The sequence below is a fragment of the Rossellomorea vietnamensis genome, from assembly GCF_008180415.1.
Classification (GTDB): domain Bacteria; phylum Bacillota; class Bacilli; order Bacillales; family Bacillaceae_B; genus Rossellomorea; species Rossellomorea vietnamensis_C.
The window spans coordinates 151,441-177,170 of the sequence record NZ_VTEI01000004.1 but is presented as its reverse complement, the minus strand read 5'-3'; the positions used below and the strand labels follow the sequence as shown (position 1 = coordinate 177,170).

The 25,730-nt window shown below is 43.9% G+C and carries 24 protein-coding genes; 13 read left to right on the top strand and 11 right to left on the bottom strand.

What is annotated here, in order from left to right:
- Positions 1 to 142 precede the first annotated feature (142 nt).
- The 7 genes from FZC78_RS10680 to FZC78_RS10625 all read left to right on the top strand — a co-directional run bounded on the left by FZC78_RS10680 (position 143) and on the right by FZC78_RS10625 (position 8,031).
- On the top strand, positions 143 to 2,911 hold the full coding sequence (locus FZC78_RS10680) for a CsxC family protein (RefSeq protein WP_187444894.1): 2,769 nt from the start codon (positions 143 to 145) through the stop codon (positions 2,909 to 2,911).
- A gap of 524 nt (positions 2,912 to 3,435) precedes the next feature.
- Positions 3,436 to 3,996, top strand: a complete 561-nt coding sequence (locus FZC78_RS10675) for a hypothetical protein (protein WP_148939691.1) — start codon at positions 3,436 to 3,438, stop codon at positions 3,994 to 3,996.
- A gap of 549 nt (positions 3,997 to 4,545) precedes the next feature.
- Entirely contained in the window at positions 4,546 to 4,776 is a 231-nt protein-coding gene (locus tag FZC78_RS10670; RefSeq protein ID WP_148939690.1) for a hypothetical protein, read from the top strand.
- A 485-nt stretch (positions 4,777 to 5,261) separates the two neighbouring features.
- Entirely contained in the window at positions 5,262 to 5,516 is a 255-nt protein-coding gene (locus FZC78_RS10665) for a hypothetical protein (protein ID WP_148939689.1), read from the top strand.
- A complete protein-coding gene (locus FZC78_RS10660; protein ID WP_148939688.1) occupies positions 5,482 to 5,745 on the top strand; it encodes a type II toxin-antitoxin system RelE family toxin in 264 nt (87 codons plus the stop codon). The genes FZC78_RS10665 and FZC78_RS10660 overlap by 35 nt, the downstream gene beginning before the upstream one ends.
- A gap of 300 nt (positions 5,746 to 6,045) precedes the next feature.
- The gene (locus tag FZC78_RS10655) at positions 6,046 to 6,408 is read left to right on the top strand and encodes a DUF948 domain-containing protein (protein ID WP_187444893.1); all 363 of its coding nucleotides are present in this window, start codon (positions 6,046 to 6,048) and stop codon (positions 6,406 to 6,408) included.
- A 1,224-nt stretch (positions 6,409 to 7,632) separates the two neighbouring features.
- Positions 7,633 to 8,031, top strand: coding sequence for a VOC family protein (locus FZC78_RS10625; protein ID WP_148939686.1), 399 nt, complete (start codon positions 7,633 to 7,635; stop codon positions 8,029 to 8,031).
- Positions 8,032 to 8,387: 356 nt separating this feature from the next.
- Here the strand turns inward: FZC78_RS10625 and FZC78_RS10620 are convergent, their stop codons facing one another.
- Positions 8,388 to 8,777, bottom strand: a complete 390-nt coding sequence (locus FZC78_RS10620) for a hypothetical protein (protein ID WP_148939685.1) — start codon at positions 8,775 to 8,777, stop codon at positions 8,388 to 8,390.
- Positions 8,778 to 9,222: 445 nt separating this feature from the next.
- Between FZC78_RS10620 and FZC78_RS10615 the strand changes: the two genes are divergently transcribed.
- A complete protein-coding gene (locus FZC78_RS10615; protein WP_148939684.1) occupies positions 9,223 to 9,819 on the top strand; it encodes a hypothetical protein in 597 nt (198 codons plus the stop codon).
- A 117-nt stretch (positions 9,820 to 9,936) separates the two neighbouring features.
- Here FZC78_RS10615 and FZC78_RS10610 read toward each other — a convergent pair whose 3' ends face one another.
- Both FZC78_RS10610 and FZC78_RS10605 read right to left on the bottom strand, forming a co-directional pair.
- Positions 9,937 to 10,668: a Fic family protein gene (locus FZC78_RS10610; protein ID WP_148939683.1), complete on the bottom strand. Its 732-nt coding sequence runs from the start codon at positions 10,666 to 10,668 to the stop codon at positions 9,937 to 9,939.
- A 296-nt stretch (positions 10,669 to 10,964) separates the two neighbouring features.
- Positions 10,965 to 11,705 (bottom strand): RQC-minor-1 family DNA-binding protein, encoded by a 741-nt coding sequence (locus FZC78_RS10605; RefSeq protein WP_148939682.1) that lies wholly within the window; start codon positions 11,703 to 11,705, stop codon positions 10,965 to 10,967.
- Between the two features lie 271 nt (positions 11,706 to 11,976).
- Here FZC78_RS10605 and FZC78_RS10600 point away from each other — a divergent pair, with 271 nt between their 5' ends.
- From FZC78_RS10600 to FZC78_RS10585, 4 genes are all read left to right on the top strand, one after another.
- Positions 11,977 to 12,216 (top strand): hypothetical protein, encoded by a 240-nt coding sequence (locus FZC78_RS10600; protein WP_148939681.1) that lies wholly within the window; start codon positions 11,977 to 11,979, stop codon positions 12,214 to 12,216.
- Positions 12,217 to 12,486: 270 nt separating this feature from the next.
- Entirely contained in the window at positions 12,487 to 13,524 is a 1,038-nt protein-coding gene (locus tag FZC78_RS10595; protein ID WP_148939680.1) for a hypothetical protein, read from the top strand.
- Between the two features lie 112 nt (positions 13,525 to 13,636).
- Entirely contained in the window at positions 13,637 to 13,888 is a 252-nt protein-coding gene (locus FZC78_RS10590) for an AbrB/MazE/SpoVT family DNA-binding domain-containing protein (protein ID WP_148939679.1), read from the top strand.
- Positions 13,888 to 14,286 carry a type II toxin-antitoxin system death-on-curing family toxin gene (locus FZC78_RS10585; RefSeq protein WP_187444892.1) on the top strand — a complete coding sequence of 133 codons (399 nt, stop codon included), beginning with the start codon at positions 13,888 to 13,890 and terminating at the stop codon, positions 14,284 to 14,286. The genes FZC78_RS10590 and FZC78_RS10585 overlap by 1 nt, the downstream gene beginning before the upstream one ends.
- Positions 14,287 to 14,517: 231 nt before the next feature.
- Here the strand turns inward: FZC78_RS10585 and FZC78_RS10580 are convergent, their stop codons facing one another.
- The 4 genes from FZC78_RS10580 to FZC78_RS10565 form a co-directional block, all read right to left on the bottom strand.
- On the bottom strand, positions 14,518 to 15,120 hold the full coding sequence (locus tag FZC78_RS10580; RefSeq protein ID WP_148939677.1) for a hypothetical protein: 603 nt from the start codon (positions 15,118 to 15,120) through the stop codon (positions 14,518 to 14,520).
- Between the two features lie 492 nt (positions 15,121 to 15,612).
- Positions 15,613 to 16,791 carry an iron-containing alcohol dehydrogenase gene (locus FZC78_RS10575; protein WP_148939676.1) on the bottom strand — a complete coding sequence of 393 codons (1,179 nt, stop codon included), beginning with the start codon at positions 16,789 to 16,791 and terminating at the stop codon, positions 15,613 to 15,615.
- Between the two features lie 14 nt (positions 16,792 to 16,805).
- Entirely contained in the window at positions 16,806 to 17,651 is an 846-nt protein-coding gene (ahlS, locus tag FZC78_RS10570) for an AhlS family quorum-quenching N-acyl homoserine lactonase (RefSeq protein WP_148939675.1), read from the bottom strand.
- A 12-nt stretch (positions 17,652 to 17,663) separates the two neighbouring features.
- On the bottom strand, positions 17,664 to 19,091 hold the full coding sequence (locus FZC78_RS10565; RefSeq protein ID WP_148939674.1) for an aldehyde dehydrogenase family protein: 1,428 nt from the start codon (positions 19,089 to 19,091) through the stop codon (positions 17,664 to 17,666).
- 209 nt (positions 19,092 to 19,300) lie between these two features.
- On the opposite strand from FZC78_RS10565, the gene FZC78_RS10560 reads away from it, so the two are divergent.
- Entirely contained in the window at positions 19,301 to 21,013 is a 1,713-nt protein-coding gene (locus FZC78_RS10560) for a sigma 54-interacting transcriptional regulator (RefSeq protein ID WP_148939673.1), read from the top strand.
- 1,097 nt (positions 21,014 to 22,110) lie between these two features.
- Here FZC78_RS10560 and FZC78_RS10555 read toward each other — a convergent pair.
- From FZC78_RS10555 to FZC78_RS10540, 4 genes are read right to left on the bottom strand one after another with little or no spacing between them, the layout of a single operon-like run.
- Positions 22,111 to 23,565 carry a PH domain-containing protein gene (locus FZC78_RS10555; RefSeq protein WP_148939672.1) on the bottom strand — a complete coding sequence of 485 codons (1,455 nt, stop codon included), beginning with the start codon at positions 23,563 to 23,565 and terminating at the stop codon, positions 22,111 to 22,113.
- Positions 23,562 to 24,044, bottom strand: coding sequence for a PH domain-containing protein (locus FZC78_RS10550; protein WP_148939671.1), 483 nt, complete (start codon positions 24,042 to 24,044; stop codon positions 23,562 to 23,564). Before FZC78_RS10550 ends, FZC78_RS10555 begins: the two co-directional genes overlap by 4 nt.
- Positions 24,045 to 24,059: 15 nt before the next feature.
- The gene (locus tag FZC78_RS10545) at positions 24,060 to 24,983 is read right to left on the bottom strand and encodes an ABC transporter ATP-binding protein (protein ID WP_148939670.1); all 924 of its coding nucleotides are present in this window, start codon (positions 24,981 to 24,983) and stop codon (positions 24,060 to 24,062) included.
- Positions 24,983 to 25,669 (bottom strand): ABC transporter permease subunit, encoded by a 687-nt coding sequence (locus tag FZC78_RS10540; protein WP_148939669.1) that lies wholly within the window; start codon positions 25,667 to 25,669, stop codon positions 24,983 to 24,985. The genes FZC78_RS10545 and FZC78_RS10540 overlap by 1 nt, the downstream gene beginning before the upstream one ends.
- Positions 25,670 to 25,730: the final 61 nt, after the last annotated feature.

Here is a 25,730-nt window from a genome sequence, read left to right as displayed (position 1 = left end):
TTTATTGGGATATTAAGGTGTAATCTATTGTGGTGGAGTGCGTTTTTATTCAAGATTTTTTTCTGGGCATGGATGAACATACAAGAACAAAACTTTTTCTTTCATAAATTAATAGTATTAAATGAAAGAGGTGAAAAAATTAATGTCATCTAAACCCGATAAACAACCTTCAGCAACCATAGGCCAATGTGAGGCAACCGCTATCACTCCTAGTCCTGTTTCCGATCCTACATTGGTAAAAGTCCCTGTGGTTCTAGCTGAAATTTCTGTTAAAATACCGATGCATGCAAAAATTAATTTTCCAGAGGGGCAGCACGTTTTAGAAATTAAGAATGTCAAAAAACGTGTAAATTTAACGCAGTGTCGTCTTCTCCAACTTGAAAATAACGCCGAAAGCCAGCTATTTCTTGCTGGATTTGTGCGTAAAAATATACAATACGCCGCAAATCCTATTGTTGGCAAAAAGACTGGACTAAACTCAGAACTCAACTCTTTTACTGTTGATGTTCCTTTCAGCTGTGCCGTGTCGATTGACAACTTAAGTTTTATAAATCCACCAGTCGGGCCTTTTCTAAATACTCGTAATGAGTTTGACTTCCTAGTTTCTAGACCTCTTGGTGCTGGCTTTCCCGAAAAAGATCAATTGATATCAACTGACGTTTCGGATTTTCATCAGCAAAGTACCGAGTTTTTTAATGAACAGATTTACTGTGAATTGCTCAGAGCTGATATTACCGAGTGGGATGAAGCTTTGAATTGTTGCCCCATACCAGGTACATCAGGCATAACTGCAGAAGGAGAATGCTTGTTTACTCAGCTTTCAGAGAGTATGATTTTAGACCTCCAACTTAAAATTCTGCAAAAACAACAAGCTACCTTTACAGGAGGAGCGACCGGACCTGCGGGACCTACTGGACCCACGGGACCGGCGGGACCTGTTGGACCTACTGGAGCCACGGGCGCTACTGGACCGGCGGGACCGGCGGGCGCTACTGGACCGGCGGGGGCTACCGGAGCCACGGGCGCTACCGGACCGGCGGGACCTGCTGGCCCTACTGGAGCCACGGGCGCTACCGGACCGGCGGGACCTGTTGGACCTACTGGAGCCACGGGCGCTACCGGACCAGCGGGACCTGCGGGGGCTACTGGAGCCACGGGCGCTACTGGACCGGCGGGACCTGTTGGCGCTACTGGAGCCACGGGCGCTACCGGACCTGCGGGGGCTACTGGACCGGCGGGACCTGTTGGACCTACTGGAGCCACGGGCGCTACCGGACCGGCGGGACCTGCTGGTGCTACTGGAACCACGGGCGCTACTGGACCGGCGGGCGCTACCGGACCGGCGGGACCTGCTGGCGCTACTGGAGCCACGGGCGCTACTGGACCGACGGGACCTGCGGGTGCTACCGGAGCCACGGGGGCTACCGGACCAGCGGGACCTGTTGGACCTACTGGAGCCACGGGCGCTACCGGACCAGTGGGACCTGTTGGACCTACTGGAGCCACGGGCGCTACCGGACCGGCGGGACCTGCGGGTGCTACTGGAGCCACGGGCGCTACCGGACCAGCGGGACCTGCTGGTGCTACTGGAGCCATGGGCGCTACTGGACCGGCGGGACCTGCTGGCGCTACTGGAGCCACGGGCGCTACCGGACCGGCGGGACCTGTTGGACCTACTGGACCGGCGGGACCTGTTGGACCTACTGGACCGGCGGGACCTGTTGGACCTACTGGACCGGCGGGCGCTACCGGACCRGCGGGACCTGCTGGTGCTACTGGAGCCATGGGCGCTACTGGACCGGCGGGACCTGCTGGTGCTACTGGAGCCATGGGCGCTACTGGACCGGCGGGACCTGCGGGTGCTACTGGAGCCACGGGCGCTACCGGACCGGCGGGACCTGTTGGACCTACTGGAGCCACGGGCGCTACCGGACCAGCGGGATCTGCGGGGGCTACCGGACCAGCGGGACCTGCTGGCCCTACTGGAGCCACGGGCGCTACCGGACCGGCGGGACCTGTTGGACCTACTGGAGCCACGGGCGCTACTGGACCGGCGGGACCTGCGGGTGCTACTGGAGCCACGGGCGCTACTGGACCGGCGGGACCTGTTGGACCTACTGGACCGGCGGGCGCTACTGGACCGGCGGGACCGGCGGGCGCTACTGGAGCCACGGGCGCTACTGGACCGGCGGGCGCTACCGGACCAGCGGGACCGGCGGGCGCTACTGGACCGGCGGGACCCGCTGGCGCTACTGGAGCCACGGGCGCTACCGGACCGGCGGGACCTGCTGGTGCTACTGGAGCCACGGGCGCTACTGGACCGGCGGGACCTGTTGGACCTACTGGACCTGCTGGGGAAACGGGAAGTGGAGGATTAATTCCATTTTCAACAGGTATCATCCGGAGCGGGGCTACAGTAGTATCAGCTGCTCCACTTTTAATGGGCTTTGGAAGTAGTACGGTTGAAGTTATTGACGGTTCTGGAGAATCAACTATGCCGCCAGAAGCAGGAGGTTTCGCTTTCCCAGTTCCATTTGATGGGATCATTGAAAATTTACAGATCAGCGCAGATTTACTGGTTGCTTCTGTGGTTTCTATAAACACTCTAGGTCTAGAATATGAATTCACAGTATTCCGCGCACCTTCCGTTCCTAATAATGGTATTGATCATATTTCTGCACCTTACGTGACAACTCCGCTGAGCAGTTCGGTTAGATTCGGATTTCCAAATAACACCATCACAGCTGGTACTTTCCGTACAGCAACCAATCTCAATACCGGATCATTAGAAGTATCAGCCGGTGATCGTATTGGTATTCGTGTAAGAACCATTCAAGCAACGGATCCATCAGCAGCTGATATTACTCAACTTTCATTTAGCGCTAGTTTATCTTACACTCCTTCACCCTAAGTCTCGAGCATTGTAACCAACAATTGTTTCCAAAGACCTGGCATGCTTCCCCTGTACGTTAATACTTTAGCGTACTGGGGTCAGGTCCTACATAAAGTCGAGTGACACCCCGACAAAAAAATGCTGAGCTCTCAGACTGAGAGTCAGCATTCTAAAATAAAATTCATATATCGGTGTTAACAGATTTTCAGCCTTTTAAAAATGTCTGAACCGATTCAGGTAATAATTGAAAGACCAAGCCTTGGAATAGTATATCGAGCAGACCGGCAATGAATAAAAAGATAAGGATCAATACTAAATAAGTAGTTCAGTTTTGGAGTATAAAAACACGATTTGTACCCTTAATTGAACTGCTTTTTTTATATGAAATCGCATACTAATCCGCACCCTAATTCGTAAGGTAAAGTGCAACCAAAACTGTCAGCCTTACTGGGAGAATTATGGTAAGATGAAGCGGAAGGGCAGGTTTGTGGAAGAATGGGTATAAGGGATATTTGAAATTTTTTTAAAAGAGGAGTATCTTAATGAAATCATTGTTTGTGATTTTCTTTGTATTTATAATGGTTGTTTCTGGTTGTAGCAATGTAGATGATGATAAAAAAACTGAATTTAAAACTGTACAACAAGCAACATATAAAAGTGATATTCCTTTAGATGATATTTTTCATACTGAAGAAATGGATGAAACAGCATTCTCTTTTAATCAATCTCCTAATGGGTATGGAATTCTTCACTTTTCACTCAAAGAAAATGGTTGGGATTATCAAGGGAGTTCAGGCTTTATGCACTCTACTGATACTGATATAAAGTCTTTTTCTTTAAGTCAATCAACGTGGCATAAAGGTGAAATTTCTATGGATAACAAAAGTTCATATACAACTGTATTCTTAGGAGAAGTAAGCAACCCTAAGATTAGTAAAATAACAGTTGAATATAACGATAATCAAAGAGATGCAACTTTAATAAAAAACAACGAAAGAACTTATTGGTATCTTGTTTCTGAACAAGACGACGGTAATGAAAGGGTAGGCGTGGTTTCTGCTTATTCTACTGATGGGGAATTGCTTTATCAGAAAGGAAAATAAATTATTAAGCTAACGAGGGGCGTTAGTTAAAAAAGCCGTTCTTAAACAGTAAGTTTGCTACAAAGTTAAAGCCCTTATCAAAGAACGAATTAACCATAATGGATAAAATCCGTTTTGGTTTTTTTTATGTCATTCCGCAAGTCAATTCACTACATAATTCACAAGACTACAATATATATTTCAGTGATGCGAAAACGTGTGCGAAATTAGATGTGGAAACACACTTAAAAGTAAAAGAAATGCTGTAATATCAATTAAAAATAGCATACGAATAATGGTGCTAATTCGTATGCTGAAGGCTATGGATATTTATGTTTTTTACCTCCAAAGTGAACTACTTACAATACTAAAAGAGTTTTCTTGTTTTTTTCAGAAGTCCACTTCCCTAAACTCACTCCAACATCACGCTAATTTACTACCTTCTATAGTAATTCATGTGACAGGTAGTTATCAATTTTTATCAAAGGGCCTGACCCCCGGTACGCAACTGTCCCCATTACCGCTTATGGTTTATAATAAAAACAACAAAATCCTTCAAGAGGTGGTTCTATGAGTATTCAAAAAGAAGATCTTCATTTGCTTATCGACCTTGTGAACGAAAAGGATACCAATCTCGTTTATAATATTCTTCGCGTAGTTATTGAAAAAGAAAATGAAAAAGAAACGATTGTAGAAGCCGATAATACTCCTTTAACCGAAAAAGAAAAAAAGATACTAAAACAGGTTGAAGTGGACATCGAAAATGATCATCTAATTGATTGGGAAGATCTTAATGGCTAGGTATACTAAAAAGTTAGGAAACCCGCAGCTAAATACTATTAAAAGCAGCCCCCCAAGCTAAAGAGCAAAGAATCCCTCCCTACGTAGTCCCTAATGTGAACTCTTTATAAGGTCCCGCGTCTTAATCGGAGGTTAGCTTCCTTCAGAATGATCTACTTTAACGACATTCCCAATTAAGTTTTAACTAACTGAAAATATTTGAAGGGACAAGGAATCAGTCTTTGTATCCCTTCCCAGGTGCCTCTCATGCTGGCCATGAAGGAGAAATAGCTACGAAAAACTGGACGCTGGCAGCTCTCATACAAATCACTTAGGCCACCACTCTCCCCAATATCAACTGCTGATGTCACTCAAACTGACCACAATCATTGGGTTCTGTTTATTATATAAATATTTGGTGGGACGAAGGACCTCCTCAGTCCCTTTTATAGAAAGTGTGGTATATGGTAAAATTTAATTATGATTGATAAAAGGGAGGTTTAATTATGGCTATTAGTAATGAAGAATTAGTTGAAATGGTAAAGCAGCTGCCGCAGTCAGCAAAAAAATCAGCTTATGATTACTTAAAATACTTAACAATTAGTCATACTCGTCCAAACTGGAATGAGATTATGGATTTAGAACCAGATGAAACCCCTTTAAGTGAAGAAGAAGAAAGTCAACTAAAGAACAACTCGGAGTTTGTGTCATGGGAGGAAGCTTTGAATGAGCTTAACTTACCAACTGACTCTAAGTCGTGAGGCAATAAAATATTTAAAAAAACAAGAAAGATCTGTTGTATTAAGAATAAGCCAAGTTTTGAATGGACTATTAATTCAACCACCTATAGGTGACATAAAACCTTTAAAGGGTAAAAAAGGGCAACTACGGTGGAGAACTGGACCATACAGAACTATATTTGAAATTGATCATAATGAGAAAATAATCTATATATTAACCATTGATAATCGCGGTGATGTATACAAGTAACTACTAGAATTGAAAGACCATTTCATAATTATGGTCTTTTTTTATTTTGAATACAAAAATAAACGCACAATGACACCCCGGCACGATAGGACTTTACCGTACAGGGGGACAGGCTCTGATTCTCCTCCTGATCTAGAGGATTGGCCATGTAATCAAACGTTTAATTAAGAAAAAAGCACGAAGATTTTTGGAGAAAAGCACAGGCCTCTGCCCCTCACTTACCTAATATTTCAATTAAGGAGAAGGAATGTCTCCCCCTCCCATCTCATAGACATGTATAAAAGAAGGGAGCTGGTCTCAATGCTTGAGATGAGTGCTGTTATCGCAGCTGTCGCGTTTACCATTCTTGTCGTTTATTTGATCCTCACATTGCGAAAAGTAATGGCCACAATTGCCGAAACAAAAAAGACATTGCATGACGCCCGTACATCCGTAAACAGCCTCACAGATGAAGCAGAAGAACTGATCCATACAGCCAACCAGATTTCTGACGATGTTAAAGGAAAAATGAAAGCCGTTGACCCGCTGGTTGAGTCGGCTCAAGATGTAGGAGAAATGATCCACAGTGTGACAAGCTCCGTAAAAAGAAAGGCTCTCGCAACGCGAAAACCGCAGACGATTCATACGCAGGAAAGCAAGCCGGTGCAGATTAAGTTGAAGTGAGGAATTACAAAAGCGCAAGCGCCTCGGTCAGCCCCGACAGGCAAATGTTCCTCAGAGAAAAAAAGGCGATCTTTCCTTTTATTCTCTGAGGGTTATTTGACCCCGAGGGGCTAGGCGCTGAAGCTGGACGTATCAAAAGCGCAAGCGCCTTGTCCAGCCCCGACAGGCAAATGTTCCTCAGAGAAAAAAAGGCGATCTTTCCTTTTATTCTCTGAGGGTTATTTGACCCCGAGGGGCTAGGCGCTGAAGCTGGACGTATCAAAAGCGCAAGCGCCTTGTCCAGCCCCGACAGGCAAATGTTCCTCAGAGAAAAAAAGGCGATCTTTCCTTTTATTCTCTGAGGGTTATTTGACCCCGAGGGGCTAGGCGCTGAAGCTGGACGGATCAAAAGCGCAAGCGCCTCGGTCAGCCCCGACAGGCAAATGTTCCTCAAAGAAAAAAAGGCGATCTTTCCTTTTATTCTCTGAGGGTTATTTGACCCCGAGGGGCTATGTCCGTTTCAGTGGGTACGGACCCTCAGGCGCTGAAGCTGGACGGATCAAAAGCGCAAGCGCCTCGGTCAGCCCCGACAGGCAAATGTTCCTCAGAGAAAAAAAGGCGATCTTTCCTTTTATTCTCTGAGGGTTATTTGACCCCGAGGGGCTAGGCGCTGAAGCTGGACGGATCAAAAGCGCAAGCGCCTTGTCCAGCCCCGACAGGCAAATGTTCCTCAGAGAAAAAAAGGCGGTCTTTCCTTTTATTCTCTGAGGGTTATTTGACCCCGAGGGGCTAGGCGCTGAAGCTGGACGTGGATAACAAAGCTATAAGTTATCCACAGAGGATGATCTTATCATTTTCTAAAACAACCACAAGAACCATGGGGATACGCCTAAAAGGTTGTGCTTTTTGTATAAACGACATTAAAACTGACCTATGGATTGGCATAGGTCAGTTTCTTATTATATCAAGGTTTATAAAGCATTACTCTTAAAAATGGCAGTTCATATGACAAGGTTTTTATCCCGAACAACAGCTATTGTCCTCGAAAAAAGGTGCCCAAATGAGTGTTAATTCCCTCTCCACTTTGACTGTCAAAAACAAATCTTAAACTGTTAAATCAACAACCTAACCTGTGGTAAAATATTGATTGAAAAAGGGAATCTTCCATTAAAGGAGCAGGTTAGTAAAAGAATGGATATTTGAATTATAATTTAGTAAATAGATTCTAAAAGGAGTAGATTTATAATGGAAAAGGTCACACCATTTTTAATGTTTCAAGAGGGCAAAGCAGAAGAGGCAATGAATTATTACACATCTCTGATTGAGGATTCAGCAATTACAAATATTGTTCGATATGGTGCAAATGAAAGTGGGGACGAAGGAACTGTTATGCAGGCTACTTTCACCTTAAAAGGTCAAGAATTTATGTGCATAGACAGCAATATTAAACATCAGTTTGCCTTCACACCTTCATTCTCAATATTTGTTACTTGTAATACTGAAGAAGAACTTGACAATCTTTATCAGAAACTGATTGAAGGTGGACAAGCACTCATGCCAATAGGCGATTATGGATTCAGTAAGAAATTTGGCTGGCTAAATGACCGTTATGGAGTTTCGTGGCAACTAAATTTACCTAAATAATATGAAGACCTTAATACCTTATTCATACCAATAAAAAAAGCATAAATTGTCAAACTACCGGGTGCTTTAATGGAAGATGGTTACGCCGGAACCAATTTATATTAAAAGACAAAAAGACTCGTCAGTTAATGAGTCTTTTTACTTTTTATAGCCACTAGTTTGAGTGTAAATCTGAGTGTCATTAGAACTTATTTTTTACTTCGAGTACCTCAAAACGGAACCCTATAGGATACGCCCCATGGTTCCTTTTTTCTGTAGAAACGTCACAAGTTCCTCGACCCCGAGTACGTCTCGCAGTCTACAGTAAGTGTTCTCGTTTTCGACAAGATAGCTGTAGTCCCACCAGCTAGGGAAATTTAAAGATGCTCTCCTGTCAGCAGGTTAAACAGGTATTGAGAATCCTCTTCAGAGATCCTTATATAGTCAGTTGACAGGTCACTTTCCCTGGTCATTTCAAGCTTATCTCCATCGGGGGTAATCCAGACATAGTATCTCCAGTCTCCCTCCTCCCCGCTGTCCTTAATCGTGAACCTATAGTCAGCTAAATGCTGCATCATCACCTGTGTCTCAGTCTGCCAGCGGAGATTATCAAGAAATTCAATCACCTCATGGGAATCCTTCACCTTGAAAATTTCTTCATATTGATCTTCCCCTTTTCGTTCTTCAACTATAATCGATCCGCTGCCTTCTGAAGCACAACCGGACAGCAACAGGCATCCCAAAAGCAAGACAATTAGTGTTCGCATGGTCAGTCTCCCTTCTATTTTCAACTCTAAATATCGTTCAATCTTTCTTAATATTATGAATTCATTACCACTTATTAACAATAACATAATGCTATTCAATTTTATAAAGAGAGATTAATTTCAGGTGAGCACTACTTATATTTCTCTTATTAATGCTCCGAGTAAAACTCCATTGAACATTGCAGCTAATAAGTCGAGGCTGCCGCAAATATACTTCCTAATCCTACTTCCGAAACCATTTCTGCTGAGATACACTTAAGTTACACTTACATTCCTAATAATGGAAGTTGTTGTGCGTTGTATTTTTTAACATAGACAAAGATGCTGATACCTTCGGCCGGATATTTATTAGGCTTGGTACATTTTCAGTAATGAATTAAAACCTTACCTTATACGGACCAACTTCATTTATAGTGTCATATTAACTTTTAAAGGAGTACTTAACATGAAAAAGCTTACTGCTGGTATTCTCTGCGGCTTGGCGATTACATTGGGCGGCGCCACTTCCTATGGAATTTTAGAAGCTAAAAAAGAAACTCCTTCACGTTCCGGTGCATTAGCCTTACCTGGATATGACGAAGTCGACAAACTAGTAGAGGAGTCTAACACCATCATTACAGGTGTCGTTCCAAGTGAATATAAAGAAGTTGAGGTGCCTTTTGACAAAGAGGACCCGACTTTATTTGAAGTCGATAGAATCTATCATGTTGAAGTAACAAAGAGTTTTAAAGGTTCTGATGAAACTCAGTATAAAAAGGGGGATATCTTAGAATTAGTCATCCAGGAAGGAATCAGGCAGCGAAAGGATGGAGAGATCGGGGAGATTATCCCTTTTGACGAAGAATTATATTCATTTGATAATAAGGAGTACATGCTATTTTTAAATAAGGGCTATCATGGAGGTCATAAAGAAGATATCTTTGTGCTCCAAAACACAAATCATATTTATCTAAAAGAGGGCACGAAGTTGAAGAATCAAGTCTCTGATAAACTGATTGAGATTAGTGAAGAGGTTGTTGAATCAAAGTTAAAGGACCAGTAAACATGTTAACTAATCACCAAACCTTTTAGGCGGGACAGTGATCTGTCTCATTTTCCAAGGTAAACCCGTTACATTTGTTAATACTTGGAGGGACCAAGGGAGTGGCCCTCCAGCATTTTAAATTATTGCACTCAAATAAAGATCCAACGAATCTTCTACCTCAATGGTAACTAACTGAATGAAGTCACCATATTCTTTCTGTGTATGTGCTTTGTCTAATGCTTCGTAATAAGCCAGCCGATTTTTCACTTTAATAATAATTGGCGGAAAGCCGTTTTTCATCAGTTCTAAATTCAGCAACAAACGCGATGTCCGGCCATTTCCATCAATAAATGGGTGAATTCCAACAAAGATAGCATGTAACATAGCTCCGCGAACAACCGGATGCAGCCTTTTCGTCTCTGCTTGTTCATACCATTGGATCAACTGCTCCATTTCTTCTTTTATTAGAAAGGGTGCTGTGGGTATGTGCTTAGCTCCAGAAATAAAAACCTGTTGATCCCTATATACACCTGCATATTCATCATCAATTCCCTTTAGTACAAGTCGGTGCAGATTCTTGATTTGCCACTCTGTCAAAGGCTCATCCTTAAGTACAATCTCCTCTACAAATTGAATTGCATCCCGATGATTAAGAACCTCCAAGTGTTCTCGAAGTGTTTTGCCGCCTACAGTAATCCCTTCCAGGACTACTTTCGTTTCGTTAATTGTCAGCGTGTTGCCTTCGATTGCATTTGAATTATATGTCCATTCGAGTAATAACTTTTCACGTAAACTTTTTACCGTATATTTAGGTAACGGTCTATTGGCATCCAGGTGTTCCTTTTTTCGATCAATATTTTCGAACATCCGCTTCACCTCTCTCACTCTCAGTGAACAAATATAAATAGAGAATCCAACTTTGCTTTGAATATACCTTTCAAACCAAATATAATCAAATATTTGATGAGCTGTTTTCATTATATTCATGCTCGATTGTGTAAGATTTATTGAACTGTTTTTGAGGATCTGTAAGGACAATTCCTTCAGTAAATCTCTAACTCTAGTGTAGCCAAGGTTGCCCTTATCTAACAGTATGAATCTAATAAACATAACGATAGTGCATTAGGACCTCACACCCGGCACGTCAATACGCTAGTTGGAAGTTATGCCTTAATGAGGCGGCAGTCACCACATCTCTTCGGCAAGTCAAACCCTTTCTGCTTATAAAACTGCTGTTCTCCGACTGTAAATAAGAATCGGTCTCCACATTCATAACACTTCAGAAGGAAATCTTCCGGTGCCGCTCCTTTTAAAGCCTCATGAATTCTGCCTTGTCTTTCCCAAATTGCTGCTTCATCGACAGGCTCACTCGCTTCCAAAGCATTAATTGTATTTTGAATCTCCGTTTTGACTTTTTTATAATCAATTTCTTTCCATAATTTCAGATAAGGAATGAAATCTTGATTTCCAGACTCTTTGATTTTCTGCAGCATCAAAAGAATCATCTGCCGGTTCCGATCTTTTAAATAAGTCATGTCCGGATTTTCTTTTTTCTGTGAAATCCATTCTTCCCACTCGCTGATGAATTCATCCGTATATTGATCCGATTCGATCAGCCATCCCCTCTCCGTGTAAACAATCATAGGAAGTTTTCCAAAGTACTCAATTTCGAGAAAATCATGATCAATCATCCAGTCGATTTTCAGCATGATGTTATCCAATTTTTCCGAATGAAAGCAGCCATATACGGGAGACTTGTCCAACTCCAGCTCCAGAACCTTCTTCTCGCGTGAGCCTTTCAAAATTTTGGCTAGGAGCGTTCTTCCTCCCTGAGCAATAATGGCATCGGCTCCTCTTAAAATAGCTCTGATTTCCTCATGAGTTAATGAATTGGATACAGTCATTGAGAAAACAACTCCTCTTCAGTATTATGATTCAATTATCGCCATAAATTGTAGATGATATAAATTTGATTTGAAGCAACGTAACAGTGACACTGAACCTATTTCAACTTTCTAGGTCATTAAAAATTTTATCATTTTCATATGAACTTTGCTTGTTAGGATGGATTGAAGTTATTGTACAAAAAGGACAGGTGTGCGGGGATCGATTTCACTTGTCCTTCTATCCCTATGTCGTTAAAGCAACTGGTCCGGTTTTGAGCCTGTTTATGGCATGATGTTAAAAAAAGGAAATGTGGTGATTCTTATTTTGGTTGGGATTATTTATGGATTAATCGCCATTACAGTCGTCGTATTCATATTGTATTACCTCCCGTATATCGCAAAAGGAGTAGGGAAGACCATTAAGCAGAACGAAAAGATTCTCGAACAAAACGAGCAGCTGATTGCTCTTTTGAAAGAAAGACAGAAGTCGACTCTAACAAATAATCAAGACAAAAAGACACTTAACTGAGTGCCTTTTTCTTTTTGTTCTGGGATCTGGAACCAGTATGTTTAATGCTTTAGTGGACTGGGGGCAGGTCCTGATTCCAGGTGTCTCTCATACCAGTCACGACGGACACCCGACTTCGAAAAATAGCAACCTGGTGTCTCTCAAAGTACCGTCGAGGTCATAGCTCCACTTGTATTTGGTGATATTTGGAGGAGGAAGGAACCTGTCCCTCTGTCCCTTCCTGTTTAATATCCCAGGAAAGGGTACATAGGAAAAAAGGAGGAATTAGGAGTGAAGAAAATCACCAGGATAGCTGTAATGGCTTCAATAGCTTTTCTGCTGGTAAGCTGTCAAAACTCTGAAAACGATGCAACTGCCCAAGGTGACGAACCTCTTGATGAAAACTCTCAAGATGCAGCAGTGACAGAGGATACGGACGAACTGGAAACCGAGGGAACAAGTGAAGAAAACAGCACCGAGGATGAGGACACGGAAGCTGAATCCTCAAAAGGAAATGAGGACTCTGACACCTATGGAGAAGCTCAAATCACACCGAATTACTTCATTGATTCACACCCGTACGATACAGGGACCGAGTTTCTTACAGCCTACACGATTACACGTGAAGAAGGGGAAAACCTTTCACCCGAAGAACGGTTAAAGACGTCGCTTATCGAAAATGATCCTTCTGAACAAGAGATCCTTGGCTCCTTTACTGAGATATCTGCAGAATGGCCCAAGCTACAGGTGCATTTTACTGAAGAAGGAAATCAGTTATCAACCACCTCCGCCCAGACGACTCTCTTCTATGACTCGTTAGTAGGAATTAGCGATTTCTATGGCATTGAAGAAATTACTTTTACCAATCCCGATGGCGAGGAAGACATCATTGTCGCTCAAAGTCCGATTGATGAGCCTATCATCATTAAAGACGAAAGAGGACTGTCGCGCGGGTACTATACGATTTACGACAAAGACACAGAGCAGACTCTGTTCCTGCCTGGCGGGGACTTAGATGAGCAGATTGAGAATGAAAACGGAGAGCCTCTATCCTTCCCGGAGACGTTAGAAGCGATGGGCACATTGGAAAATGAAGATGCATTTTACTCTTCAGCCATTGTAAAAGGATTGGAGGTCGTGAGCGCTTCACTCCAAAACGGAAATGCGACTGTTCAATATACGATGGATGAGGAGATCATTACAGAAGCTGACCGCACGGTGTTTGAAAACGCCATGCAGCTTGCCGCGCTTGACTTTAATGCGTGGGAGATTCGTTTAATAAACGATACGGCACAGGAAATCAGGACATATCCGTTGGTGGGGCAGTAAATTAATAGGGTCAGAGGGGTTAGTTCGAGCAGAAGCTGTCCCTCTGTCCCTTCTAAATGCTCAGCAAATCATGTTATAATCGTTATAACAACTATATAAATGAGGTGAGCTTTTGGAACAATTCGATAGAAAAGTTACTAAGATTGGAAATAGTTATGGAATAACTCTTCCTGCTGAATTACTTAAACAAGTTGGTCTAGCACAGGGGGATGATGTACAAGCGGAAGTAAAGGATGGGAAAATCGTTTTGAGGAAAAAAGAACATGTAACACTTCCTGAAGGTGTTGATGCTGAATTCATGAATATTTTGAATGATGTTATTAAAGAACATGACAAAGCGTTTAAGGGGTTAGTAAATAGATAATGGACGAGATTATTTATCTAACCACAAACCAGGTAATTGCCATCAATACAGTACAAATTCGTCTTTATTCCCCACAGGAGCCGTTGGGAGTAAAAGATGCAGGGTTACTTGATTCAGCTATTAACCGACCTAAACAATCAGTATTTGGCAGTGATGCTTATATCACCATTTATGAAAAGGCTGCTGCACTCTTCGAATCAATCGCAAAGAACCATGCTTTTCATAATGCTAACAAACGGACAGCACTAGCTTCATTAATTGTTTTCTTGAAAATCAACCATTATCAATGGATAATGGGAATTGAAGAGGAACAAGATTTTACAGTTGATGTCGTTAAACATAAATACAAATTCCCAGAAATTGTATCAACTATAGAAAAATATACAATAAAATTGTGAAATCCATTCTCGTATTAGTTTGAGAATGGATTTTTAAAATTACATAGTGTTACATTGTGGAGATTAGTCTGAAAAGCATTTGTCACTTGAAGCATAACTATAACAATTATTTTGAATCCCCTTAGGGAAGAATCCACTCATCAGACTTCTTGTATGCAGGTAAAGCACTTGAGTAAAGAGCAGTTCTCCTTATTAGGGATGATCCTATTTTAGACAAGAATTCACCTTCATTCACAGAGAAAAATCAACCTTGATCTCCTCTTTGCTTCTCTTCGTATGCGTAAGAAGATACCCATATAGTTCTTCGTTGTCCTGATTTTCCACCAGGTTCCTGAACTTTTCCAACTGCCTTTCATACCCTGTAAAATACTCACTATGATAGGAAGGATTATTATAGATCATGATGTATTCCTGATAATCCCTTGCTGCTATTTTCGCCTCCATTTGAATTAAAATATCGTTCCAGTCTTTCAGGCGCTTGGTATGGAGCGGCTTTTTCACACTTGCCTCTTTCTGTTCTTCCTCTTTGATTTGCGCGATAAAATCTTCAACTTCTAATTTACCTTTAAAAAGTTCTAATCTATTCATGTTATGAAGAACGGGCACTATTTTTGTTTTATACTGGTGAAATCGGATTTTTCGTGGGTGGTTTTTCTCCAGATACTGCTCAGACTCTTTTCTATTTTTCCGAAAATCCTTTGCGATTTTGCCGGCGCTGCCCACAAAGGCTGCTCCCTGAGATATCGCGGGTCCGTGCTTCTTCACGAACTTAGCAGCTGCCGGCCCATGGGTTTTAGCTAGTTTTATAATTGGTTTGATTGGTAGTTTTGCCAAACTGTCTTCACCCCTTTAATTTCCAGCTTCTATTACTACTATTATAGTTTGGGAGAATTAGGGAAACAAGGATGGAGCAAAAACTACCATGCATTCAGGTGATAGGGCCCAGGGCTTGAACTAATTTAGTAACCCCCACATTTCATCCAAAATAAGGGGAGATTTTCCCGTTAAATGCAAAGTTGGACTCTATTCCTAGGTAGATAAGGGGAAATTTTCCCCTTAAGCGCTGAAAAACAGGCTATTTTCCTGGCTTTTAAGCAAATAGAGGGAATTTCTCCCTCTATTTAAGAGGATTTTGGGCACTATTCCGTAAATAAGGGGAATTTCTCCCCTTATTTTTCAGACTATCTTTTCAACTCTTTTATTTACATAAGTAGGCTGAGAGATCATTGCATCTCTCAGTCTCTTTAACTTTGAATTGTACTTTGAAGTTTGATTTGGCCTGCGATTACCTCACAAGCTCACCTGTTACAACAGACATTTTACTCATTACCCCTCAACTACATTCCCCTCAAAAGCAGACCTGTAAATCTTCCGGATGTCCTCTTCCCCTAAAGGAAGCGGGCTTCTGGCAAGCAGCCTTTTTTGCTTCACTCCGTCCTGAGTCAGGCTTTCTAAAGCGGATTCGGGTATATCGAATTCTGATAGAGCCTGAGGAATGCCGACATCTTTGACGAGCCGGACAAGTTCCTCGACACACTTATAGGAAGCTTCATCGTCAGATAAGTAGAGAGAGTTTCCTCCCAGGGCATTCAGTATGTCGGCCATACGCGTGGTACAGCTTTTTCGGATGTAGCCCATGACGTAGGGCAGCAGGACGGCATTGGATTCACCATGGGAAATATGAAATTGTCCCCCAAGCGGATAGGCCAATGCATGGACTCCCGCTACTCCGGCATTGAAGAAAGCAAGGCCGGCGATATAGCTGCCGTGGCTCATATCAATACGGGCTTGTTTATTTTCTCCGTCTTTGACGGCTGTCCTGATTGAGCGGGCAATCAGTCTTATTGCTTGAAGAGCAAGTCCGTCCGATGTCGGGCTGGCGTTAACGGACACGTAAGCCTCGACTGCATGAGTCAGGGCGTCGATCCCTGTCGCGGCCGTTACTTTCGGCGGGACCGAGACGGTTAATTCCGGATCGACAATTGCGACATCCGCCAGCAGGTAATCGTGTGTTACGACATCCTTGGTTGACTCTAATGAAAGGACAGAGATATTCGTCACCTCTGACCCTGTCCCGGAGGTCGTCGGGATTAAAATTTTAGGCAGACCCTTGTGTTCTACCTGTTTCGTTCCTGATAGATTCAAATAATCTGCAGCCGTGCCTTCATGGGCAGCCATTACAGCTGCAAGCTTGGCCAGGTCCATCGCGCTTCCCCCGCCGACGCCGATCACTAGTTCAAACTTTCCTTCGCGGGTAAAGGATACCAGCTTTTCTCCTGTTTCCAAAGGAGGCTCCGGTACTACCTCTGTGTACAGAGTCACATTGAATCCATTCTCCTCCAGAGGGTCTGTCACTCGTTTAGCCAGCCCGATGTCAGCCAGCAAAGGATCGGTCACCACGAGGATTTTTTCAGGAGCATACTTTTGCACTTCAGGCACAAGCTGCTCTAATGAACCCCATCCTGTATAACTTAAAGGAGCAAATACCAGTTTTGAAAAACTCATCCTTGTTCCTCCTTTTATTCGTAATAGCCTTCGGTGGATTTGCGGAAGTTCTTGAATTGCTCAGAATCATGTCCGAACCATACATCTGAATTGGTTTCTCTGGCGATTCTGCGGATTTTTTCAACGGCGCTTGAGTAGCCCACTGAATCATAGAGAATTCCTGGCGGCTTGATTGGCGGTCCGAAGCTTTCGGCTGTGTAGACGGCATCAGAGGCAAGGATGATTCCGCCTGTTTCCGGCATATCAATATGCAGGCCGAGCATTCCCCAGGCATGGCCGCTTCCGAAATTCAACAGCTTGATTCCTTCTGCCAGCTGCAGATTATCCTCTGTCCGTTTGACGGTCTGCCACTGCAGGTTATTTTTGATCCAGGCATCAATATCACCCCATACATAGGCTCCTTCTTTCTGATTGCGCGCATAGGTTTGGAGAGTTCCGTTCAATTCGTCTTCATGGACGATGATTTTGGCATTGGTGAACATTTCGAGGCAGCCGGCGTGATCCAGGTGAAGGTGGGACGCGACGACATATTTGATCTCTTCCGGTCTGACATTCAACTGCTCCAGGCGGTTATGAAGATAGCATTCTTCGCTCATGGAAATCGGGAACATCTGCTGAGTCGCTTCTCCCCAGCGTCCTTCTGCTCCCATGGAGTTTGGATTACAGGCTGTATCAAAGAGGATCTTTCCTTCTGGGTGGTCGATCAGTACGGTGTACACAGGGAATTCAACGAACTCTGTCTGTGCATTTGGGTTGTTGATTGTTGCGGGATTATGCATGGCGATCATCCAGTTCTTGTCCATTTTCATTCTTCCATTATCCATTACATACAGCTTTGGTTTTGGTGTAATAATGTTCATTCTTCTTCCTCCTTAAAATGTGGTTTTGATCGTGACAAATTTTAATTCTGTCATTTCCTCAACAGCATATTTGATTCCTTCACGGCCGTAGCCGCTCTCTTTTACCCCTCCATATGGCATGTGGTCCAACCTGAAGGTAGGGATATCATTGATGATGACACCGCCTGCCTGCAGTTCTTTAGCTGCTTTCATCGCATTGTTGATATTCTGTGTATAAATAGCCACATTGAGGCCATACACAGAATCATTGACCATGTGGATCGCATCATCCAAGTTCCCATAAGGAACGATTGATACGACGGGAGCAAAGGTTTCCTGACAAGAAACAGCCATATCATTGGTTACATCCAGCATGACGGTAGGCGTAAAAACAGAGCCTTCCCGGGTTCCTCCCAGGCCGACTGACGCTCCCTGGTCTACTGCATCCCTTATCCATGACTCAATCCGTTCCGCTTCTTCCCTGCTGATCATTGCGCTGATATCTGTCGTTTCATCCAATGGATCTCCGGCTTTCAGCCCCTTCGCTTTTTCAATGAACTGTTCACTGAATTCCTGGTAAATGGATTGATGGACATATATTCTTTGAAGAGAGATGCAGACCTGTCCCGCGAATCCGAAGGCACCATCGACACATCTTTGAACAATTTTATCCACAGGCACATCGGGCTCAACGATCAACCCCGAGTTTGAACCAAGCTCCAGAGTGACTTTGCGAAGTCCTGCTTTCTCCTTGATCAATTTCCCTACCGCAGCACTGCCGGTAAAAGTCACCTTCTTGACTCTCTCATCTGTAATCAAAGCATCGCTCAGTTCTTTGCCGCTTCCGGTCACGACTGATAACGCACCTTCTGGAAGCCCCGCCTCTTTAAAAATTTCGGCGATGTAAAAGGCGCTGAGCGGTGTCTGTTCCGCAGGCTTCAAGACGACGGTATTTCCGGCTGCAAATGCAGGGCCGAGCTTGTGTGCCACCAGATTGAAAGGAAAGTTGAATGGGCTGATTGCCGTCACTACTCCTAACGGCTCCCTCCAGGTGAAGCCTAACCGATTTTCCCCGCCTGGCGCTGCGTCCATCGGAATCGTTTCTCCATAGATCCTTTTCGCTTCTTCTGCAGCAAGCTGGTAGGTTACTATGGTCCGGTCGATTTCTCCTCTGGCGGTCCGGATCGGCTTGCCTGCTTCTTTCGCAATGACCTGGGCCATCTCCTCTTTGCGGCTGCGAAGAATATCCGACACCTTGGATAGGATTTCTGCTCGTTTATAGGCAGGCATCTTACTTATGATTTCAAAAGCTGAATGTGCGCCTTCTATCGCCTGCTCAACATCCTGTTCGTCCGCCATGCTGATATTCGCCAGCAGTTCTCCATCAAATGGAGAGCGAAGAGGGTACGTTCTCTCTTTTTCTACCGTTTTGCCGTTTATCAATAACCCTCTTGTCTTCATAGATTTCTAACCTCCTTCACTTACTTACATGCAAGAGTTGTGCCAACTGTTAAAATAGTGTGATAACAAGGTTTATAAATTGAGATTTTCTTCAGGTGGTGATAAAATTCACCAAAGAGCTGCTTTACACTTTATTGTAAGCGCTTTCTGAAGCGGTGATATTATTCACCAGGCGGTGACAAAATTCAACAGGTACGGGTGGGATGATTTTGCAGAACGTAATCATGGATAAAGATATTCTAAAAAGTACTTTTGCCTCCATGACCAATGGTGTGATTGTGGTGGACCGGGATCGAAGAATACTATTTATGAATCCCTCCGCAAGCAATCTATTATGTAACGGAAATGAAGACTATACCGGCCAGGACATCAGAGAATTCATCCCGAACTCTGAACTGCACAAGGTATTGGAAACGGAGCAGAGTTCAATCGGTGTAAAAATGGAGATTGCAGGTGCCCAGTATATGGTGAACCGGACCCCGCTGTACCAGGACGGAAGATTGATGGGCGCGGTGGGTGTCCTTCAAGAAATCTCACAAATGGAACATTACCGGGTCTTGCTGAAGCAGATGGAACAGGTCATTGAATCCTCAGCTGACGGCATCTATGTTGTGGATAAAAACGGACTCACTTTATTCGTCAATTCTGCCTATGAAGAAATAACAGGCTTTAATCGGATTGATCTGATTGGCAATCATATGGCCGACCTGATGAAAGAAGGATACTTTGACCAATCCGTTTCCCTGTTAGTTTTAGAAGAAAAAAAGCCATTGTCCATCCTGCAAAAAATCGAGAACAAAAAAGATGTCATCGTAACAGGAAATCCGGTGCTGGATGACTCCGGCAGCATTGAAATGATCGTTACGAGCGTCCGGGATATCACACAGTTAACGCAAATGAGCAAGGAACTGAGAAAAGCCAAAAGCTTTTCAGAGATGAATCAAAACCGATTCACCTATTCCGTCGACGGCACCGGCGAAAAGGTCATCTTCCAAAGCAGCCAAATGACGGAAATCATCCATAAAGTTAAACAAGTCGCCCCTTTCCCCACCAGCCTCCTTCTGCTCGGCCCTACCGGCGCAGGAAAAGAAGTTCTGGCTAATTTAGTCCATGATTACAGTGATAGAAAAGATAAGCCCTTCATAAAAGTAAACTGCGGAGCTATCCCGGAGCACCTGCTGGAATCCGAACTTTTCGGTTATGAAAAGGGAGCTTTCACAGGTGCAAATTCAGACGGAAAAATCGGGTTACTGGAACTCGCTGACAAAGGCACCGTCCTACTGGATGAAATCGGTGAACTTCCCCTTCCCCTGCAAGTCAAGCTGCTTCGTGTCATACAAGAAAAGCAGATACAGAGAATCGGAAGCAGTAAAGTGAAGCAGCTGGATATCCGGATCATTTCCGCTACAAATAAGGATTTAAAAGAGTTAGCGAATCAAGGCAGCTTCCGTGAGGATCTGTACTACCGTTTGCAGGTCGTCGAGATCCACATTCCGCCTTTGGTTGAAAGACCGGATGATATCGAGGTATTGATGGACCACTTCTTCACTTCTTTTTGTAAATCCTATAACATCCAGAAAGAAATGGCTCCGGAAACCAGAGAGATGCTGAAGCGTTACAGCTGGCCGGGAAATGTTCGCGAGCTCAAAAACCTGGTGGAAAGCATGATTGTCTCGGTTCCATCCCTGACCATCGAAGCTGCGGACCTGCCCCCGCACATCCATCGAGCAGCAAGAATTACAGGAGACAACTTGGAAACCACCACAAACCTGAAGCAAAGAGTCGAACTTTACGAGCAAAACCTGATCAAAGATGCCCTTAAGAAGGAGACTTCTATAAGAAAAACCGCGAAAACCTTGGGAATTGATCATTCTACCTTAGTGAAGAAGCTGAAGAAGTGGGGCATGGATTCTTCTTGGTGACCGCCGCCAAGGAAATCCCAGTCCATAAATCCGGATTGCTTTAGGGAGTATATAGCTTCGGCGGTTGATAAGGCTGGGTTTCTATTAATTAATCAAACGTTTGATTAATGAATCTTGGTGCATTTCAAGGGAAAATTCGGTGCCCAGTGGCTTTTAGACGGGGCTCGAGGGACACCTTTGAGACCTGTTCCGAGTGTTGTAAGAAGTCTTTTCCTTAGTGGAGTAACTACCCTAATCTAAAATAAGGGAACTTTCTTCCGTTAAATTCTATTTTATACCGGATACTCCCTGAATAAGGGAACATTTTTCCCTTAAGTAATGGAAAATGGTCTATTTTCTCGTTTTCCAAGCAAATAGCGGAATTTTCTTCCTCTATTTTTGCTGATATGGAGGCAGTTGCTTAAATAAGGGAACTTTCTTCCGCTAAATTCAATTTTGTACCAGATACTCCCTGAATAGGGAACATTTTTCCCTCAAGTAATGAAAATTAGCAAATTTTCTCGGATTTAAGCAAATAGCGGAATTTTCTTCCTCTATTTTTGCTGATATGGAGGCTGTTGCTTAAATAAGGGAAATTTCTTCCGCTAAATTCAATTTTGCACCAGATACTCCCTGAATAAGGGAACATTTTTCCCTTAAGTAATGGAAAATGGCCTATTTACTCGTTTTCCAAGCAAATAGCGGAATTTTCTTCCTCTATTTTTGCTGATATGGAGGCTGTTGCTTAAATAAGGGAACTTTCTTCCGCTAAATTCAATTTTGTACCAGATACTCCCTGAATAAGGGAACATTTTTCCCTTAAGTAATGGAAAATGGTCTATTTACTCGTTTTCCAAGCAAATAGCGGAATTTTCTTCCTCTATTTTTGCTGATATGGAGGCTGTTGCTTAAATAAGGGAACTTTCTTCCCTTATTTTTCTCACATTTCTTACAAGCACCACTGAAAAAGGCTGAGAGATCATACCATCTCTCAAGCTAACTTTATAGTTAGGCTGTTGATAATATTGAGCTTATGCTAGTTGATCATTCGCTTGGTGTACCCTGCCCCCCGCACCAAACATATCAAAGACAGACCCCCACCCAACCAGAAACTCCCATCACCGCCCCAAATACCAAGAATAAAACCGCTCAGCAGCCTGCTTAGGAATATCCCGCACATCCTCAACCCTGATAGGATTGGCCCGGTTGATCGTTGAAATCGAGGCGGCGCCGATCAGCTTTTGTATCCGTGACTGAGTGACCCCTACTTCGATTACCTTTTCCCGTTTGGTCACGAAAATTGAGGATACGAAGAAGCCTTTTTTAAATTGAACAAAATTCTCCTGCACCGTATAGGCGGTGTTAAGGAAGTCCAGCCACCTCCACAGCAGGATTCCCGCTAATAAGGCCATCGAGAGAATCCACCAGGAGACGTCGATAATGCCAAACAGAGATGGCTTCCACCAATAGAGAGCTCCTGTGCCAATGATCCACAGCCAGCTGGGACTCGCCAGCCTAATCCAAAGTGATTTCTGCGGCAGAGGTGTCATCTCTTTTTCGACAGAGTAACCTGGTAAAAGCTCAGAGATCAATTCATACGCACGGTTTGTCGGCAGAAACGGATAGAGTGATTTAATGTCCGCGGTGTCCTCCATAATAGCCCCTTGTCCGGCACTGACCAGCTCTACTTCTGCCAGCCCTAACCACCTTTTAAGCAGGGGCTGCTTGATTTCCACGGCTTGCACTCTGTTTTTCAGAATGGAAAAGCTCTGCAGCTCCAGCACCCCATTCTGGATATAGATCCGGTCTCCATCGGAGGAAAGTTCATAGGCACCGTATTTAAGGTAGGTCCGGATTACTCCTAAAAGGACGGATACGATCAGAATCACGACAACCACAATGGTCAAGGTCGCTGCTGAACTGATGATGGACGAAAAGATGCCCGTCGCCTCTTCTTCCACATCCCAGATATCGTTGATTTTGGAGTAGAAGGAAAATAGAAGCGGAATCAATAGAAGGAAGCTCATCGAAATGAATGAGGCTTTGATGGTGTCTTTTTTCGAAGGGCGGAAGTGCACGACTCTCTCCACTTCCGGAGCAGCATCCTCTGACTCTTCCGAAATATCCTTCGCATCCCCGTTGGCCAGCTCCTCCAGTTTGCCGGCTTCCTGAAGGGTCAAAGCATCAAACTTCACCTCCGCATCCTCCCCTGCTGAGGCTGTTTCAAATTGCAGAGACGTTAAGCCGAAGACACGGTGCAAAAGCGATGTGTGCCGATTGACATTTTGCACTTTTGAAAAAGGCACCGTCTGTTCTTTCTTGGTAAAAATACCTTTCTTCAGATAAAAAGCCCGTTCGTCGTACGAATAGGTTTCGTACAGCCACTTCAGCGGGATGGAAATCAGGCTGAGGGCAACAATAATCAGGAAAACCCATTTTCCGTAGTAGATAAAGAGAGAGTCTGAATCTCTCTTCAACACAAATAAAAACAGCAGGAAGAAGGCCGAGTCACGGACCAGCTTCCAAAGGCGGAAAACCATTAAAAGCGGATGATAGCGTGACAGCGAACTCATTGTTCCACTTCCTTGATTTTTGCAAAGTGGGCGATCTTGTTTCGTATTTCAATCGCTTCTTTTTCAGGAAGGGCAGGGATGGTGTGGGACGACCCCATTGTTTCGATCATGATGGAATTTAGTCCGAATTTACGGAGCAGCGGCCCTTTTTCTGTCGAGACAGCCTGAATTTTGGTCATCGGCACGAGATGATGCTGCTCCTGCCAGACTCCCGATTTTAACTGTAAAAATTCCTCGTCAATATCAAACCGCCAGCTCTTATATAGCCACTTGGGCTGAAACATCGACCAAATCAATTCTGCGGCAGTAAAGAGTGTAAGGGCGGTCAGCAGCCATCCCGCCCACTCCCTCCAGGAAAAATAATGATCCAGATAAAATAGGACGGCAAGGACGAGAAACCCGACGCTACTGGAAATGATACTCGAGATCCTCCATACCTTTACCGCCTCCGGTGCTAATTTTTTCTGCGGTAGATTCATGCTCTTTCCACTTCCTTATCCTCCATGTTGGTTTCGTTCATCCAGAAAAATTTCTTCCAGAGTCGGTTCTTCGACTTCGACACGGTACACATCCACCTTGCATTGGTAGAAAGCGCGGATGATCTCGGCGATTTTCTTTTCCTGCCCGACGGTGATCTGGAGGCGGTTGTCCAGACTCTCCAGTTCCTCGCCCGCACCTTCCAGCCATTGCAGCAAGCGTGTTTCTTCTGATTCCGGAATGTTACCATGCTTGATTTTCACAACAATCCTTGTTTGGTAAAATGACCGGAGTTCGTCCATGGAGCCCATTTTCACAATCTGGCCTTCTTTCATAATCGCAATGCGGGAGCAGAGCTTTTCCACTTCATCCAGGTTATGTGAAGTCATGAAAAGCGTTTTTCCCTGTTGATGCAAATCGCGGATTAATTGGTGAATGTGGACAACGGATTCGGCATCGATTCCGGATGTCGGCTCGTCCAGGAAGACCAACTCGGGATCATGGATGATGGCCTGCGCGATGCCGAGTTTCTTTTTCATTCCGAATGAATATTTCGCGATCTTCTTATGGGCGTCTGCTTCGAGGCCGACTTTTTCCAAAACGGTGAGGCATTCTTCCTTGGAAGCCTTTTTACCCGACACCTCTGATAAAAATTTCAAATAGCTTATCGCTGTCATGGATTCCGGAAAGCTTGTGTAATCCGGCATCACACCGATCTTCTTTTTAACCTCATCATTCGGGCCGTCCGCTCCTAATAACGAGAATGAACCCGAGCTTGGGAGGATGATGCCTGTCAGCATGTTGATAAAAGTAGATTTCCCCGCTCCATTCCTGCCCAGGAACCCAAAGATTTCTCCTTTCTCCGCAGACAAATCGATTCCTTTTACAACGGTCACTCTTCCATACGTTTTACCCAACTGTTTGGTTTCAATCACAGCCATCAGCACTCCCTCCTTTTAAACACGATGTATGAAATAACGAGCATTACCGCAGCCAGCGGCAAGATGATAGGAAACGTGTAATCCTCTTCCAAGTAATTAAACGGTGTCAGATACTTCAGCCAGCTCACCCACTGATTGCTCGTGAACACCAGCCAAAAACCCAAGATAGGAAAGGCCAATCCGATGATAATGCTGAGAAACATGGTGAATGCTGGCTTTGGGATCATGGTCGACAAAAGGATTGTCAGCGCTATTTGGTAGGCCAGCAGACTCAACGTTTGAAAGTAACTGAGAAAATCCATCGTGCCGGACATGATAAAAATGATGAGGAAGGACAGGGAAACACAAGTGAACCAGAAAAGTACTATCCCGGAAAATTTTCCGAGTACAATCGATAATCTCGAGGTCCTCGTGACCAGGAAGCGCATCGTCCGTTCATGGATTTCCCGGTTAACCGCATCATGAGACAGCCCCATGACAAATAATTGTCCAAAGAAGAGTAATAGAAATAATAATCCTGCATATTGAATTTTATCCGCATCCTCTGGTGAGAATTCGTCTAGTGACAGCAGCAGGTTGGAAAACTTGGCAGAGTAGTATGACGTTAAAACCAGGATCAGGATGATGATGATTGATTTGACACCCCTGAATAATTTCAGAAATTCTCTTTTTCCAATGGCAAACATAGCTTTTCTCCCTTCGATATCAATACGACTTTTATTGATATCCCCATCTTACATCCCATTC

Bases quoted from the DNA above. Each gene is read 5' to 3' on its own strand.
- FZC78_RS10675 (WP_148939691.1), top strand. From the start codon at position 3,436: ATGAAATCATTGTTTGTGATTTTCTTTGTATTTATAATGGTTGTTTCT.
- FZC78_RS10670 (WP_148939690.1), top strand. From the start codon at position 4,546: ATGAGTATTCAAAAAGAAGATCTTCATTTGCTTATCGACCTTGTGAAC.
- FZC78_RS10665 (WP_148939689.1), top strand. From the start codon at position 5,262: ATGGCTATTAGTAATGAAGAATTAGTTGAAATGGTAAAGCAGCTGCCG.
- FZC78_RS10660 (WP_148939688.1), top strand. From the start codon at position 5,482: ATGAGCTTAACTTACCAACTGACTCTAAGTCGTGAGGCAATAAAATAT.
- FZC78_RS10655 (WP_187444893.1), top strand. From the start codon at position 6,046: ATGCTTGAGATGAGTGCTGTTATCGCAGCTGTCGCGTTTACCATTCTT.
- FZC78_RS10625 (WP_148939686.1), top strand. From the start codon at position 7,633: ATGGAAAAGGTCACACCATTTTTAATGTTTCAAGAGGGCAAAGCAGAA.
- FZC78_RS10620 (WP_148939685.1), bottom strand. From the start codon at position 8,777: ATGCGAACACTAATTGTCTTGCTTTTGGGATGCCTGTTGCTGTCCGGT.
- FZC78_RS10615 (WP_148939684.1), top strand. From the start codon at position 9,223: ATGAAAAAGCTTACTGCTGGTATTCTCTGCGGCTTGGCGATTACATTG.
- FZC78_RS10610 (WP_148939683.1), bottom strand. From the start codon at position 10,668: ATGTTCGAAAATATTGATCGAAAAAAGGAACACCTGGATGCCAATAGA.
- FZC78_RS10605 (WP_148939682.1), bottom strand. From the start codon at position 11,705: ATGACTGTATCCAATTCATTAACTCATGAGGAAATCAGAGCTATTTTA.
- FZC78_RS10600 (WP_148939681.1), top strand. From the start codon at position 11,977: ATGATGTTAAAAAAAGGAAATGTGGTGATTCTTATTTTGGTTGGGATT.
- FZC78_RS10585 (WP_187444892.1), top strand. From the start codon at position 13,888: ATGGACGAGATTATTTATCTAACCACAAACCAGGTAATTGCCATCAAT.
- FZC78_RS10575 (WP_148939676.1), bottom strand. From the start codon at position 16,791: ATGAGTTTTTCAAAACTGGTATTTGCTCCTTTAAGTTATACAGGATGG.
- ahlS (WP_148939675.1), bottom strand. From the start codon at position 17,651: ATGAACATTATTACACCAAAACCAAAGCTGTATGTAATGGATAATGGA.
- FZC78_RS10565 (WP_148939674.1), bottom strand. From the start codon at position 19,091: ATGAAGACAAGAGGGTTATTGATAAACGGCAAAACGGTAGAAAAAGAG.
- FZC78_RS10555 (WP_148939672.1), bottom strand. From the start codon at position 23,565: ATGAGTTCGCTGTCACGCTATCATCCGCTTTTAATGGTTTTCCGCCTT.
- FZC78_RS10550 (WP_148939671.1), bottom strand. From the start codon at position 24,044: ATGAATCTACCGCAGAAAAAATTAGCACCGGAGGCGGTAAAGGTATGG.
- FZC78_RS10545 (WP_148939670.1), bottom strand. From the start codon at position 24,983: ATGGCTGTGATTGAAACCAAACAGTTGGGTAAAACGTATGGAAGAGTG.
- FZC78_RS10540 (WP_148939669.1), bottom strand. From the start codon at position 25,669: ATGTTTGCCATTGGAAAAAGAGAATTTCTGAAATTATTCAGGGGTGTC.